Source organism: Methylobacterium sp. TK26 (assembly GCF_055361565.1).
This window is the reverse complement of sequence record NZ_CM143965.1, coordinates 2,386,644-2,400,810: the sequence shown is the minus strand read 5'-3', so window position 1 is coordinate 2,400,810 and position 14,167 is coordinate 2,386,644. Positions and strand designations below refer to the sequence as shown.

The 14,167-nt window shown below is 69.6% G+C and carries 16 protein-coding genes; 12 read left to right on the top strand and 4 right to left on the bottom strand.

Going from position 1 to position 14,167, the window contains the following annotated elements; translation table 11 throughout:
* Window positions 1-37 precede the first annotated feature (37 nt).
* The 3 genes from ACXJ1Y_RS11525 to ACXJ1Y_RS11515 all read left to right on the top strand — a co-directional run bounded on the left by ACXJ1Y_RS11525 (window position 38) and on the right by ACXJ1Y_RS11515 (window position 2,237).
* Complete coding sequence (locus tag ACXJ1Y_RS11525) at window positions 38-928, top strand: LysR family transcriptional regulator (RefSeq protein WP_463846418.1); 891 nt, start codon at window positions 38-40, stop codon at window positions 926-928.
* Between the two features lie 169 nt (window positions 929-1,097).
* Window positions 1,098-1,691: a hypothetical protein gene (locus tag ACXJ1Y_RS11520; protein WP_463846417.1), complete on the top strand. Its 594-nt coding sequence runs from the start codon at window positions 1,098-1,100 to the stop codon at window positions 1,689-1,691.
* A 93-nt stretch (window positions 1,692-1,784) separates the two neighbouring features.
* Window positions 1,785-2,237: a cupredoxin domain-containing protein gene (locus ACXJ1Y_RS11515; protein WP_463846416.1), complete on the top strand. Its 453-nt coding sequence runs from the start codon at window positions 1,785-1,787 to the stop codon at window positions 2,235-2,237.
* A gap of 56 nt (window positions 2,238-2,293) precedes the next feature.
* On the opposite strand, the gene ACXJ1Y_RS11510 is transcribed toward ACXJ1Y_RS11515, so the two are convergent.
* On the bottom strand, window positions 2,294-2,854 hold the full coding sequence (locus tag ACXJ1Y_RS11510) for a PepSY domain-containing protein (protein ID WP_463846415.1): 561 nt from the start codon (window positions 2,852-2,854) through the stop codon (window positions 2,294-2,296).
* 272 nt (window positions 2,855-3,126) lie between these two features.
* On the opposite strand from ACXJ1Y_RS11510, the gene ACXJ1Y_RS11505 reads away from it, so the two are divergent.
* Genes ACXJ1Y_RS11505 through ACXJ1Y_RS11480 form a run of 6 tightly spaced genes read left to right on the top strand, consistent with a single transcriptional unit; the run spans window position 3,127 to window position 11,102 of the window.
* Window positions 3,127-3,216 carry a K(+)-transporting ATPase subunit F gene (locus tag ACXJ1Y_RS11505; RefSeq protein ID WP_463846414.1) on the top strand — a complete coding sequence of 30 codons (90 nt, stop codon included), beginning with the start codon at window positions 3,127-3,129 and terminating at the stop codon, window positions 3,214-3,216.
* A gap of 22 nt (window positions 3,217-3,238) precedes the next feature.
* Window positions 3,239-4,954, top strand: a complete 1,716-nt coding sequence (kdpA, locus tag ACXJ1Y_RS11500) for a potassium-transporting ATPase subunit KdpA (protein WP_463846413.1) — start codon at window positions 3,239-3,241, stop codon at window positions 4,952-4,954.
* Window positions 4,955-4,995: 41 nt separating this feature from the next.
* Window positions 4,996-7,080 carry a potassium-transporting ATPase subunit KdpB gene (gene kdpB / locus ACXJ1Y_RS11495; RefSeq protein WP_463846412.1) on the top strand — a complete coding sequence of 695 codons (2,085 nt, stop codon included), beginning with the start codon at window positions 4,996-4,998 and terminating at the stop codon, window positions 7,078-7,080.
* A gap of 14 nt (window positions 7,081-7,094) precedes the next feature.
* Window positions 7,095-7,700, top strand: a complete 606-nt coding sequence (locus tag ACXJ1Y_RS11490; protein ID WP_463846411.1) for a K(+)-transporting ATPase subunit C — start codon at window positions 7,095-7,097, stop codon at window positions 7,698-7,700.
* 4 nt (window positions 7,701-7,704) lie between these two features.
* On the top strand, window positions 7,705-10,419 hold the full coding sequence (locus tag ACXJ1Y_RS11485) for an ATP-binding protein (RefSeq protein WP_463846410.1): 2,715 nt from the start codon (window positions 7,705-7,707) through the stop codon (window positions 10,417-10,419).
* Window positions 10,416-11,102, top strand: a complete 687-nt coding sequence (locus ACXJ1Y_RS11480; protein WP_463846409.1) for a response regulator — start codon at window positions 10,416-10,418, stop codon at window positions 11,100-11,102. The genes ACXJ1Y_RS11485 and ACXJ1Y_RS11480 overlap by 4 nt, the downstream gene beginning before the upstream one ends.
* 1 nt (window position 11,103) lies before the next feature.
* On the opposite strand, the gene ACXJ1Y_RS11475 is transcribed toward ACXJ1Y_RS11480, so the two are convergent.
* The 3 genes from ACXJ1Y_RS11475 to ACXJ1Y_RS11465 form a co-directional block, all read right to left on the bottom strand.
* Entirely contained in the window at window positions 11,104-11,322 is a 219-nt protein-coding gene (locus ACXJ1Y_RS11475) for a hypothetical protein (protein WP_463846408.1), read from the bottom strand.
* A 116-nt stretch (window positions 11,323-11,438) separates the two neighbouring features.
* A complete protein-coding gene (locus ACXJ1Y_RS11470) occupies window positions 11,439-11,825 on the bottom strand; it encodes a UCP034077 family protein (protein WP_463846407.1) in 387 nt (128 codons plus the stop codon).
* Window positions 11,826-11,828: 3 nt separating this feature from the next.
* A complete protein-coding gene (locus tag ACXJ1Y_RS11465; RefSeq protein WP_463846406.1) occupies window positions 11,829-12,533 on the bottom strand; it encodes a glutathione S-transferase N-terminal domain-containing protein in 705 nt (234 codons plus the stop codon).
* Window positions 12,534-12,701: 168 nt separating this feature from the next.
* On the opposite strand from ACXJ1Y_RS11465, the gene ACXJ1Y_RS11460 reads away from it, so the two are divergent.
* From ACXJ1Y_RS11460 to ACXJ1Y_RS11450, 3 genes are all read left to right on the top strand, one after another.
* Window positions 12,702-12,950, top strand: coding sequence for a hypothetical protein (locus ACXJ1Y_RS11460; protein WP_463846405.1), 249 nt, complete (start codon window positions 12,702-12,704; stop codon window positions 12,948-12,950).
* A 4-nt stretch (window positions 12,951-12,954) separates the two neighbouring features.
* Entirely contained in the window at window positions 12,955-13,191 is a 237-nt protein-coding gene (locus tag ACXJ1Y_RS11455) for a hypothetical protein (protein ID WP_463846404.1), read from the top strand.
* Between the two features lie 87 nt (window positions 13,192-13,278).
* Window positions 13,279-14,166 (top strand): cation diffusion facilitator family transporter, encoded by an 888-nt coding sequence (locus ACXJ1Y_RS11450; protein ID WP_463846403.1) that lies wholly within the window; start codon window positions 13,279-13,281, stop codon window positions 14,164-14,166.
* Window position 14,167 lies beyond the last annotated feature (1 nt).

The window sequence follows — 14,167 nt, the reverse complement described above, 5'->3', positions numbered from 1 at the left end:
CGTTGATTTTGGATCGATTATCCCGGATGCTGCATCAATGTTCGATCTGGGACACGCCCGCAGTTTCGTCGCGGTGGCCGAGGAGCTGCATTTCGGCCGGGCCGCCGCCCGGCTGAACCTGACGCAATCGCCCCTCTCCCGGCAGATCCAGATGCTGGAGCAGACGCTGGGGGTGACGCTGCTCGAACGCACCACCCGTGCGGTGCGCCTGACGCCCGCCGGCCGCACCTTCGTGGCGGAGGCCTACCGGGTGATCGCGGCGGCGGAGAACGCGGAGCGCGTCACCCGCCGTGCCGCCCGTGGCGAGAGCGGGATGATCCGCCTCGGCTTCACCGCCGCCTCGGCCTACCGCATCCTCCCCCGCCTCGTGACGCATCTGCGCGACCGGCTGCCGGAGATCGATCTCGCCCTGGAGGAGATGGTCTCCGGTGAGCAGATCCAGGCCCTGGAGGGCAACCGGATCGACCTCGCCCTGCTGCGCCCGTCGCCGGCCCTGTCGGAGAGCGCCATCGAGGCGGTGCCGCTCACGCGGGAACGCCTGATCCTCGCGGTGCCACAGGGTCATCGCCTCGCCCTCGGCCGGGCACCGACCCTGGCCGATCTCGACGGCGAGCCGTTCGTGACTTGGTCCCCCCGGGGCGGACGCTACTTCATCGACCTGCTCGATGCGCTGTTCGAGGGCGGCGAGGTCCAGCCCCGCGTGGTGCAGCGGGTGAACCAGGTCCACGCGATGCTGGCTTTGGTCGGCGCCGGGCTCGGCGTCGCCCTCGTGCCGGACGGCGCCCGCAGCATCCGGGTGGCGAACGTCACCCTGCGGGCCATCCGGCTGCCGGCCTCCGCGCAGCCGGAGTTGCACCTCGCCTCCCGCCGGGACGACGCCAACCCGTGCCTACCCACGGTGCGGGAGGTGATCGAGAAGGCCTTTTGACGCTCGGTGCGATTTGGTTCCATCACTATTGATGGGGCGACTACAAGTGCAGATTGAATAAAACGCCCTGTACGTACTCGGCAGGACTTGCGGTCGAGCTGGCGGCCGGACAAAGGTTAAGAAACCGTAGCCTTGCCTGGAGCGAGCCTTGCATCGTGTGATTCGCTCAATGACCGCGGCCTTCGTGACGATCGCCGTGGTGACGCCTACGCTCGATGTGGCCCAGGCGGCGGGTTCGAACAAGCAGCCCCAGAATGCCGGGCGTGCCGCCGTCGAGACGACGGACACCACCTTCATCGACCGACAGGAGAAGATGTGGGGCCGCCTCTCGGCCTCGATCTGTTCCGGCTGCATCACGGCCGCGAACCGCGTCGCTCCGTCGAGCTACGAGAAGCCGGGAAGCGCGCCGGTCGCCGAAGCGAAGCTGGAGACGGTGAAGACGGCGATCCGCACGGCGGCGACGCCGCGCCGGTTCGTCCAGCTGAAGAAGCATTACGCCAAGCACAAACGTCGCGAGAGGCTGCGGCTCGCGGCGCGCGCCCGGTCGAGGGCGGCGATGCTGGCCAAGCGCCACGCCCTGCGCCTCGCCGCCCTGAAGCGGCATCATCCCGCCCCGGCACGGGCCGCCTTCGTGCCGGCCTACGAGGCGCGCTCGATCGATACGGTCTATCGCATCCCCACCGATCAGCCCTTCACCCCGCGTGACGACGGGCGGTGGCACGAGACGATCCTCCCGACCGCCCTGCGCCTGCGCCGGGGCTGAGCCCGGCACGGGCGAGTTGACGCGTCGAGGAACCGGCTGGGCGGCCCTCCCTTGTCCGGGGGACCGCATTCAAGCGGACGGAGTTCTGAGACGATGCGATTGAGACCGGCGACCGCCCTCGGGCTGGCCCTGAGCCTCCTGCCCGCCACGGCCTTCGCGCAGGGCAAGCCGCTGCCGCCGCCGGCAAGCGATGCCACGCCGCCCATCGAATTGTCGATCACCCTGCAGGACGGGAAGCCTGTCTGCGCGCCGGCCGAACTGCTCGTGCCTGCCAACACCAACATCGCCCTGAACGTCGTCAGCCAGGCGAACGCCGAGGTGACGCTGACCATTCCGGGGCAATTCTCGAACGGCCTCGTCGAGCACGCGGACGGCGATCTCGTCCACGTGGCGAGCGAGAAGGGCTATCTGGTGAAGCGCAACGGCAAGGGCCTGCTGAAGCTGCGGACCGAGGGGCCGGGGCAGGTGAAGTACGCCTGCACCGCCACGAACAACCAGAGCCAGCCGTTTACCAGCACCTACACGCGGAAGGGGACGAACGGCTGATCTGCGTCTGAGACGAAGGCGGCCCCGGCGCTGGTCCGGGGCCGCGTGTCACACGATCAGTCGACGACCTTGCCGTCCGGCCCGACCTTCACGGTCTGCTCCTTGTCGGCGCCCGCGACCTTGATCTCGTACTGCACGGCCTTGCCGTCCTTCGACACCTCGGCCTCGTAGGCCTTGCCGCCGCCGGCCTTCTGCTCCGCGATGGCGAGCGCGTCCTTCAGGGTCGTCTTCGCCTCGTTGAAGTTCTTCGTGGTGAGGAAGGTGAAGTAACGCTCGATCGGCTGGTTCTCGGTCTTGTAGACCGCGCCGGTATCGGCATTGATGCCGTATTCCACGAGCTTGCCGCTCGGGTAGACGACCTTCACGGCGTAATGCACCGGGTCCTTGCTGTCGGCCTTCTCGAAGTCGGCGTCGATGGCGCGGCCGCCCTTCTCCTCGCCCTGCATCTCGGCGGTGCTGATCGCCTGCGGCAGGGCGACCTTGGCGGTCTTGGCGACCTGCCACTCCTTCATGTCCTTCATGTCGCCCGTCGTGCCCGTGGTCGTCGCGGTCTGGGCAAAGGCGAGGCTGGTGCCGAGCAGAAACAGGCCGGCGGTCGCGGCAAACGTCTTCGTCATGGCGGGTAAACCCTCGTTTTCGAGTGTGTTGCCGTCATGAACGCCCCAGGCACGGGCCTGTTTCATCGATCCTGATACGATCCTTATGCGGATAGGCTGCGGCCCCTCTCGAACCCTCACGCGGACGCTGAGAGGATCCACGGCGGCGGGGATGAACCCGCCGACCGGACCGCTAACCATGCTCGACCTGATCTTCGTCGCCGGAAGCCTCGCCTTCTTCGCCGCCAGCGCCGGCTATGCCGCCCTGTGCGAGCGCCTGTGAGGAGGCGGCGATGACCCTCGACCTCACCCTCGGCGCCCTCGTGACCGCCGGCTTCCTCGTCTACCTCACCTACGCCCTCGTCCGCCCCGAGCGGTTCTGAGCGGCGGCACGGACTTCACCCCATGACAACCAACGGCTGGATCCAGATCGCGCTGTTCTGCGCGGTCGTGCTGGCGCTCGTGAAGCCCCTGGGCTTCTACATGACCCGCGTCTTTTCCGGGGAGCGCACCCTTCTCTCGCCCGTGCTCGGCCCCGTCGAGCGCGGGCTCTACCGCGTGGCGGGCCTCGATGCCCGGCAGGAACAGACATGGCTCGGCTATGCCGGCGCCCTCGTCGTGTTCCACGTGCTGGGCTTTCTCCTGCTCTACGCGATCCTGCGGTTGCAGGCGCTGCTGCCGCTGAACCCGGCGGGGCAGGGGGAGGTCGCGCCCGACCTCGCCTTCAACACGTCGACGAGCTTCATTACCAACACCAACTGGCAATCCTACGGCGGCGAGACCACGCTCTCGTACCTGTCGCAGATGCTGGGGCTGACGCACCAGAACTTCCTCTCGGCGGCCACCGGCATCGCCGTGGCGGTGGCGATGATCCGGGGCTTCAGCCGCGCCTCGTCGCGCACGCTCGGCTCGTTCTGGGTCGATGTGACCCGCGCGACTCTCTACGTCCTGCTGCCGCTCTGCGTGGTGTATGCGCTGTTCCTGGTCTGGCAGGGCATCCCGCAGACCCTCGGCGCCTCCGTCGATGCGACGACGCTGGAGGGTGCCAAGCAGAGCATCGCGCTCGGCCCCGTGGCGAGCCAAGTGGCGATCAAGATGCTCGGCACGAATGGCGGCGGGTTCTTCAACGCCAACGCCGCGCACCCCTTCGAGAACCCCACCGCCCTCTCGAACTTCGTGCAGATGGTCTCGATCTTCGCGATCGGCGCCGCGCTCACCAACGTGTTCGGCCGGATGGTCGGGGACGAGCGCCAGGGCTGGGCGATCCTCGCCGCCATGGGCGTGCTGTTCGTGGCCGGCGTGGCGATCACCTACTGGGCCGAGGCGCAGGGCAGTTCCGTGCTGAACGGGCTCGGCCTGACCGGCGGCAATATGGAGGGCAAGGAGACCCGCTTCGGCATCGCGGCCTCGGCGCTGTTCGCCGTCGTCACCACCGCCGCCTCCTGCGGCGCGGTGAACGCCATGCACGACTCGTTCACGGCGCTCGGCGGCCTGATCCCGCTGGTCAACATGCAGCTCGGCGAGGTCATCGTCGGCGGCGTCGGCGCCGGGCTCTACGGCATGCTGATCTTCGTGCTCATCGCGATCTTCGTCGCGGGGCTCATGGTCGGGCGCACCCCCGAATACCTCGGCAAGAAGATCGAGGCGAAGGAGGTGAAGATGGCCATGCTCGGCATCCTTTGCCTGCCGCTGATGATGCTCGGCTTCACGGCGCTGGCGGCGGTGCTCCCGGCGGGGCTCGCCGGCCCGGCCAATGCCGGCCCGCACGGGTTCTCCGAGATCCTCTACGCCTACACCTCGGCGGCGGCGAACAACGGCTCGGCCTTCGGCGGGCTGACGGCGAACACCCTGTTCTACAATTCGACGCTCGGCATCGCGATGCTGGTCGGCCGGTTCTTCGTGAAGATCCCGGCGCTCGCCATCGCGGGCTCCCTGGCCGCCAAGAAGACGGTGCCTGCCTCCGCCGGCACCTTCCCGACCCATGGCGGCCTCTTCGTCGGCCTGCTGGTCGGCGTGGTGCTCATCATCGGCGGGCTGACCTTCTTCCCGTCCCTCGCGCTCGGCCCCGTGGTCGAACACCTCGCGGGCGCCGCCGGCCAGACCTTCGGCACGGGCGGCTGATCGCCCGCCGCCGTCACCCCATCCCCTTTCGGACATCTCCCATGTCTCGCCCGACATCCTCCCTGTTCAGCGCGGCCCTCGTCGGGCCGGCGCTCCTCGGCGCCCTCGCCAAGCTCGATCCCCGCGCCATGATCCGCAACCCGGTCATGTTCGTGGTCGAGGTGGTGGCCGCCCTCACCACGGTCCTTTTCCTGCGCGACCTGATCGCCGGGGGAGCGAACCTCGCCTTCTCCGGCCAGATCGTCCTGTGGCTGTGGTTCACCCTGCTCTTCGCGAACTTCGCGGAGGCGCTCGCCGAAGGCCGGGGCAAGGCGCAGGCCGATTCCCTGCGGCGCACCCGCACCGAAATGACGGCCAAGCGCCTGACCGGCGCCGGCCGCACCTACGAGACCGTACCCGGCACCTCGCTGAAGGTCGGGGACCTCGTGCTGGTGGAGGCCGGTGACCTCATCCCCTCCGACGGCGAGGTGGTGGCCGGCGTCGCCTCCGTGAACGAGGCGGCGATCACGGGTGAATCCGCCCCCGTCATCCGTGAATCCGGGGGCGACCGCTCGGCGGTGACGGGCGGCACGCAGGTCCTCTCGGACGAGATCACCGTGCGCATCACGGCGGCGGCCGGCTCCACCTTCGTGGACCGGATGATCGCCCTGGTGGAGGGCGCCTCCCGGCAGAAGACGCCGAACGAGATCGCCCTGAACATCCTGCTCGCCGGGCTCACCCTCGTTTTCGTCTTCGCGGTGGCGACGATCCCGAGCTTCGCGAACTATGCCGGCGGCTCGATCCCCGTCGTGGTCCTCGTCGCCCTGTTCGTGACTCTCATCCCCACGACCATCGGCGCACTTCTTTCGGCCATCGGCATCGCCGGCATGGACCGGCTGGTGCGCTTCAACGTGCTCGCCATGTCGGGCCGCGCGGTGGAGGCGGCGGGCGATGTCGACACGCTGCTCCTCGACAAGACGGGCACGATCACCCTCGGCAACCGGCAGGCCACCGAGTTCCGGCCGGTCCGGGGCGTCTCCGAGCAGGATCTCGCCGACGCGGCGCAACTGGCCTCCCTGGCCGACGAGACGCCGGAGGGCCGCTCCATCGTGGTTCTCGCCAAGGAAAAATACGGCATCCGCGCCCGCGACATGGGAAGCCTCAACGCGACCTTCGTGCCGTTCACGGCGCAGTCGCGGATGTCGGGCGTGGACTTCCAGAACTCCGCGATCCGAAAAGGCGCGGTGGAGGCGGTGATCGCCTCGCTCACCGGCCGCCCGCTCCAGGGGCGCGGGTCGAGCGCGCTCGCCGTCGCGGAAACCGAGCCGGCCGCAGCCAGCGAGATCCGCGCCATCGCGGAGGAGATCGCCAAGGCCGGCGGCACGCCGCTGGCGGTGGCCCGCGACGGCCGGCTGCTGGGTGTCGTCTATCTCAAGGACATCGTGAAGGGCGGCATCCGCGAGCGTTTCGCCGAACTGCGCCGCATGGGCATCCGCACGGTGATGATCACCGGCGACAACCCCATGACCGCCGCCGCCATCGCCGCCGAGGCGGGGGTGGACGATTTCCTCGCCCAGGCGACGCCGGAGGACAAGCTGGCGCTGATCCGCCGGGAGCAGGCCGAGGGCAAGCTCGTCGCCATGTGCGGCGACGGCACCAACGACGCCCCGGCGCTGGCCCAGGCCGATGTCGGCGTGGCCATGAATACCGGCACGGTGGCCGCCCGCGAGGCCGGCAACATGGTCGATCTCGACAGCGACCCGACGAAGCTCATCGAGATCGTCGGCATCGGCAAGCAGTTGCTGATGACGCGCGGCGCGCTCACCACCTTTTCCATCGCCAACGACGTAGCGAAGTACTTCGCCATCATCCCGGCGATGTTCCTGACGCTCTACCCGCAGCTTCAGGCCCTCAACGTGATGGGCCTCGCCTCGCCGCAGAGCGCCATCCTGTCCGCGATCATCTTCAACGCGGTCATCATCATCGCGCTGATCCCCCTCGCCCTGAAGGGCGTCGCCTACCGGCCCGTAGGCGCCGCCTCGCTGCTGCGCCGGAACCTGCTGGTCTACGGCCTTGGCGGGGTGATCGTCCCCTTCATCGGCATCAAGGCGATCGACCTCGCGGTCAGCGCCCTCCACCTCGCCTGAATACGAGTCCGCCCATGCTCACCCAGCTTCGCCCCGCCCTCGTCCTGATGATCGCCCTCACGGCGATCACCGGCCTCGCCTATCCCCTCGCGGTCACGGGAATCGCGGGGGCCGTCTTCCCGGCCAAGGCCGCCGGCAGCCTCATCGAGCGCGACGGCCATGTCGTCGGCTCGTCCCTGATCGGCCAGAACTTCACCTCGGCCGGCTACTTCCATGGCCGCCCCTCGGCCACCACGGCCGCCGATCCGGCCGATGCGACCAAGACCGTGCCGGCGCCCTACAACGCCAGCAATTCGGCCGGCTCGAACCTCGGGCCGACCAGCGCGGCCCTGGCCGAGCGGGTGAAGGGCGATCTCGATACGCTCAAGGCGGGAAACCCCGGCGCCGCCGTGCCGGTGGACCTCGTGACCACCAGCGGCTCCGGCCTCGATCCCGAAATCAGCCCGGAGGCCGCCCTGTTCCAGGTGCCCCGCGTCGCCAAGGCGCGATCTCTCCCCGAGGATCGCTTGCGGGCCTTGGTGACGGCGCGCATCGAGGGCCGTACCCTCGGCGTTCTCGGCGAGCCCCGCGTGAACGTGCTGGCCCTGAACCTCGCCCTGGACGATCTCTCCCGCCCCTGACCCGATGCCAGAGACCGGACGCGACCCGAACCGCCCTTCGCCCGACGCTCTGCTCGATGCCGCGCGCCGGGAGGAGCGGGGGCGCGGCCGGCTCAAGGTGTTCCTCGGCGCCGCCCCCGGCGTCGGGAAGACCTACGAGATGCTGACCATCGGCCGGGCGCGGCTGAAGGCCGGGGCGGACGTGGTGATCGGCGTGGTCGAGACCCACGGGCGGGCGGAGACCGAAGCCCTGCTCGACGGGTTCGAGACGATCCCGCGGACCCGCGTGCCCTACCACGGCACCGTGCTGGAGGAGATGGACCTCGACGCGCTCCTCGCCCGCCGCCCCGACCTCGCCCTGGTGGACGAACTCGCCCACACCAACGCACCGGGCTCGCGCCACCCGAAGCGCTATCAGGACGTGGAGGAATTGCTCGATGCGGGCATCGATGTCCTGACGACGCTCAACATCCAGCACGTCGAGAGCCTGAACGACGTGGTGGCCGCGATCACCCGCATCCGCGTCCGTGAGACGGTGCCCGATAGCGTTCTCGACCGGGCGGACGACATCGAGGTGGTCGACCTCAACCCCGACGACCTGATCCAGCGCCTGAAGGACGGCAAGGTCTACGTGCCGGCCAATGCCGAGCGGGCGCTAAACCATTACTTCTCGCGCGGCAACCTGACGGCTCTGCGTGAACTCGCCCTGCGCCGCACCGCCGACCGGGTCGATGACGAACTCATCAGCCACATGCGGGCCAACGCCATCGCCGGCCCCTGGGCGGCGGGGGAGCGGCTGCTGGTCTGCCTCAACGAGGATCCGCGCGGGGGGAGCCTCGTGCGCTACGCCAAGCGCCTCGCCGATCGGTTGCACGCCCCCTGGACCGCCCTGGTGGTGGAGGGCGCGCGCTCGGCTTCGCTCACCGAAGCCCAGCGCGACCGCATCGCCGACGCCCTGCGCCTCGCAGACAGACTCGGCGGCGATGCCGTGACCATCCCCGGCGGGCGTCGCGTCGCGGAGGACATCCTCGCCTATGCCCGCTCGGCCAACGTGAACCACATCGTGGTCGGCAAGGCGTCGCGCTCCTGGCTGTTCGAATTGCTGAACGGCTCGGTGGTCCACGATCTCGTGCGCGGCTCGGGGGCGATCAGCGTCCATGTCGTGCCCGGCGAGGCGATGGCGCCGGAGGCCGCGAAATCCCGTGGCATCGCCGTCGCCGCGGCGCGGCGCGAGGGGTTGGGGCCGTATCTCTTCGCGATGCTCGTGACCGTTAGCGGCCTCGGCCTCGCGCTGGCGGCGCAGCCGACCCTCGGCTCGGAGAATGCCGACCTGTTCCTGCTGACAGGCGTCGTCGCCGTGGCGATCCGCAGCGGGCTCGGGCCATCCCTCGCGGCGGTGGTGGCGGCCTCGCTCGCCTATAATTTCTTCTTCCTGCCGCCCCTCTACACCTTCACCATCGCCGATCCGTCGAACGTGGCAGCCTTCGTTCTCTTCACCATCGTCGCCGTGCTGGTCTCGAACCTCGCGGCGCGCTCGCGGCTTACGGCGGTGATCAGCCAGTCGCGGGCGCGGGCGACGGAACGGCTCTATGGCTTCTCGCGCAAGCTCGCGGGCTGCGGCACCCTCGATGACGTGCTGTGGGCGACCTGCGCGCAGATCGCCGCCATGCTGAATGTGCGGACGGTGCTGCTCCTGCCGGAGAACGACGCCGTGACCGTCCATGCCGGCTACCCGCCGGAGGATCGGCTGGACGAGGCCGACCTCGCCGCCGCCCGCTGGGCCTTCGACAACGACCGCCCGGCCGGACGCGGCGCCGACACCCTGCCGGGCGCGCGACGCCTCTTCATCCCCATGCGCACCGGGCGCGGCACCATCGGCGTGGTCGGGCTCGACGCGGACGGGACGGGGCCGATCCTCACGCCGGAGGACAGGCGTCTCCTCGACGCCCTGGCCGACATGGGGGCGCTCGCCATCGAGCGCGTCCGCCTCGTGGAAGATCTCGACAAGGCCGAGCGCGCCGCCGAGACCGACCGCCTGCGTCAGGCGCTGCTCACCTCGATCAGCCACGATCTGCGCACGCCGCTCTCCTCCGTGCTCGGCGCGGCGAGCACCCTGCGCGACCTCGATGCCGCGCTGCCCCCGGAGGCGAAGGCGGATCTGCTGGGCACCATCATCGAGGAATCGGAACGGCTGAACCGCTTCATCGCCAACCTCCTCGACATGACCCGGCTGGAAGCCGGCGCCGTGGCCCCGAACCTCGCCCTGCAGGATGTCGGCGAGATCATCGACACGGCGCTGCGCCGGGTGGACAAGGTGCTGCGCGGCCACCGGGTGGTGGTCGAAATCGAGGCGGATCTCCCCGCCCTGCGGCTCGACCCCGTCCTGTTCGAGCAGGTGCTCGTGAACATCCTCGACAACGCCGCCAAATACGCGCCCGAGGGCTCGGCGGTGACGGTGCGCGCCCGCCGCGCGGAATCCCAATTGAGTATCGCGGTGACGGACGAGGGCGACGGCCTGCCCGAGGCGGATACCGAGCGCGTGTTCGACAAGTTCTACCGCGCCCGGAAGGGCGACCGGGTGCGCGCCGGAACGGGGCTCGGCCTCGCCATCTCGCGCGGCTTCGTGGAGGCGATGGGCGGGCGCGTCACGGCCGCCAACCGCCGCGACCGCCTGGGCGCCTGCTTCACGATCAGCCTGCCCGTGCCGGCGGGGCGGACCTCGAAGGACATCGCCGCATGAGCGCCACCGTCCTCGTGATCGACGACGAACCGCCGATCCGCAAATTGCTGCGCATGGGGCTGTCGACGCAGGGCTACGCGATCCTCGAAGCGCCGGACGGGCGCACCGCCCTCGACGTGCTCAAGCGCGAGGGCGCCGACCTCGTCATCCTCGATCTCGGCCTGCCCGACATGCGCGGGCACGATCTGCTGAAGGCGATCCGCGCCGCCCATCCCGACCTGCCGGTGGTGGTGCTCTCCAGCCGCGACGACGAGGGCGGCAAGGTCGAGGCGCTGGACCTCGGCGCGGACGATTACGTCACCAAGCCCTTCGGCATGGCCGAGTTGCTGGCCCGCCTGCGGGCGGCCCTGCGCCACCAACTGGCCACGCAGGGCGAGCGGCCGATCTTCCGCGTCGAGGGGCTGATGGTCGATCTCGTCCGCCGCATCGTCCGCGTGAACGACGCGGAGGTGAAGCTGACCCCGCGCGAATACGATTTCCTGCGGGTACTGGTGAACCATGCCGGCAAGGTGCTCACCCACGCGCAACTGATGCAGGCGGTCTCCACCTCGTCGGACCCACAATACCTGCGGGTCTACATGCGCCAGCTCCGCCAGAAGCTCGAAGCCGATCCCGAGCGTCCGCGCCTCCTGCTGACGGAGACGGGCGTCGGCTACCGGCTTCGCGCCCCCGACGCGCCGTAGATCAGGTGCGCAGTTCGATGCGCTCGCCCGAGACGAGCACCGCGTCGGGCCGGCGGCCAGTCTCGACGCAGGCGTAGTGGAACGCGGCCTGCCGGTCGCGGAACAGGCCGCCGCCGCGTCCATGGATCTCGACGGCGACCCAGCGCCCCCGGGAATCCTGGCCGACGACGAAGGTGTTCATGGGCGCCGGCGAGGCGCTGACGAGAAGTGCGGGTGACATGGGAAGGAGGGGTTCACGCGATCCTCTGAGGACCGCGCCCCCCATGTGAGCCTGCCGGCGTGAGGGTTCGAGGGGGCGAGCCGCCGGCCGCGATAAGGATGTCGTGAGGATCGGCCTCAGAGTGCCCGTTCGGGCTTCTTGCTCGTCAGCCGCAGGCTCAGCGGGCGCCCGGCGATGGCCCCGCCTAGCCCGTCGGTGATCGCCATCGGCAGGCAGCGCGACACCGCGCCGAGCGCCGCCGCGATGAAGCCGCGCTGCTCGTCACCCGTCCCGACGAGGCGGGAATGGGTGATGCGCGGCTGGCCGAGGAGCGAGCCGTCGCGCTTCAGGCTGAACAGCACCGTCACCTCGGAACCCACCGCCCCCGGCGGCACGCCGTCGAGCGTGGCGCAGGCGCCGAGGGTCCGCCACAGCGTGGCGAGATTGTCCGCCGGGGCGGCGTAAGCCCCGGCGGGATGGGCCGCGACGCCGAGGGCGAGAAGGGCGGCGCGGCTCCGGCGCATGGCCTAGCGGGGCGTGAGGGAGGCGGTCTGCCCGAACATGATCTTCTTGGCGTCCTCGCTCATGGTCTTCCCGAAATCGGGGTTGATCTTCGGGGCGTGGGCGTAGGCCGCCGTGGTGCCGGGCCGCTCCGCGATGGCATGGAACCAGCGCTTCAGGTTCGGATGCTGGTCGAGGTCCTGGCCCTGCTTCTCCCACGGCACGATCCACGGGTAACAGGCCATGTCGGCGATGCTGTAATCCGGCCCCGCCACGAACTCACGGTCGGCGAGGCGACGGTCGAGGACGCCGTAGAGCCGGTTGGTCTCGTTGACGTAGCGCTTGATCGCGTAGTCGATCTTCTCCGGCGCGTACTGGCTGAAATGGTGGTTCTGGCCGAGCATCGGGCCGAGGCCGCCCATCTGCCAGAACAGCCATTGCAGCACCTCGTAGCGGCCGCACATCTCTTGCGGGATGAAGCGTCCGGTCTTCTCCGCGAGGTAGAGGAGGATCGCGCCCGATTCGAACAGGCTCATCGTGCCGCCGCCCTTCGGCTCGTGATCCACGATGGCCGGCATGCGGTTGTTCGGGGCGATCTTGAGGAAGTCCGGATCGAACTGCTCGCCCTTGCCGATGTTCACGGGCTTGATCGTGTAGGGCAGCCCGGCCTCTTCCAGGAACATCGTGACCTTGTGGCCATTCGGCGTCGGCCAGTAATGCAGATCGATCATCGCACGTCCTCGTTGCAGGCCGTCATCCCGGCCCGGTGCAGACGCGGGGGAGGTGGGACGGAAGACGCTTCGTATCAAGCGGGCCGAACCGAATCGCGCCGCCGGACTTAAATGCTTGGTCGTCGCCACGCCTGATCCGAACGAGCGCACGGCCGGAGGAGCGAGCCTATGCCGTGGTACGCCGTGCGTCCGCGTGATCCCGCCGACCCGCGCTGGCCCCTGCCGGGGACGGAGCAGATCGTCCTGAAGGCCGATGACCCCGACGAGGCACGGTCGCGGTTCCAAGAGGCCTATCCGAGCGAGCCCTATGGCAGCCCCGCCGTGCCGGTGCGCGATGCGGGGATCGGCAGCTTCAGCAGCGAGCCCGATGCCCTGACGATCGAAGAGACGAGCGAACCTCCCTCACCGAAGGAGTGATGCCATGGACCGCAAGACAGCGCGTTTGCGGGTGACGCTCGACGGCCAACTCGTGGATTACTGGTCGCGCGAGGCTGCCCGCCTCGACGCCCTGGCCGCGAAGGCCCGGTTCGCGTGGCAGAAGCGCGGCTTCCTCCGCAAGGCCGAGCGCGCCCGCGCCCAGGCGGAACGGAGCCGCAGCCGGGAAGCCGAGCGCCAGGGTCCGACGCCCGACACGCCCGCCGAGTTGAGCCTGGGCTAAGAGGTATTCCCGGCACTCCAAGCTTTGCCATGGTCTTCCGGGGGCATCGTCGGATATGCAGCCGGCGTTCACCCACACGGTTCGACCATGGAACGCTCGCAGCAAGCCGCCCTGCTCAGCGCGGGGATCGGCGTCGCCGTCACGGCGCTGAAATTCTACGCCGCGTGGCTCACCGGGAGCCTCGCGCTGTATTCCGATGCGCTGGAGAGCATCATCAACGTGGTCGCGGCGGCGGGCGCGTTCATCGCCCTGCGCATCGCTGCCCAGCCGGCCGACGAGGACCACCCCTACGGCCACCACAAGGCCGAGTTCTTCTCGGCGGTGATCGAGGGCGCGCTCATCATCGTGGCCGCCCTGCTGATCCTGCGCGAGGCCTATACCGGCTTCTTCGATCCGAAGCCCCTCGATGCCCCGGCCGCCGGCTTGGCGATCAACGCCGTCGCGGGCGTCATCAACGCCGCCTGGGCGTGGGCGCTGCTCCGCTGGGGCCGGGAATGGCGGTCGCCCGCCCTGATCGCCGACGCCCGGCACATCTTCGCCGACGTGTTGACCTCGATCGGCGTGCTCAGCGGCGTCGCGGCGGTGTGGTTCACGGGGATGCCGGTGCTCGATCCGGCCATCGCGGGCCTCGTCGCCCTCAACATCCTGTGGTCCGGCTACCGCATGGTCCGCGAGTCGGTCGATGGGCTGATGGACAAGGCCGCGTCGCCCGAGGTCGTCGGACAGGTCCGCGCCCTCATCTCGCAGCACGGGGAGGGCGCCCTGGAGGCGCATGACGTGCGCACCCGCTCCGCCGGCAGCGCGACCTTCGTGGATTTCCACCTCGTCGTGCCGGGGGAGATGACGGTCGCGGAATCGCATTGCATCTGCGACCGTCTGGAAGACGCCCTCGCCACCACGATCCCCGGCACCGTGGTGACGATCCATGTCGAGCCCGGCGACAAGGCCAAGGCGCGCGGCGTGCCGGTGCTCTGAC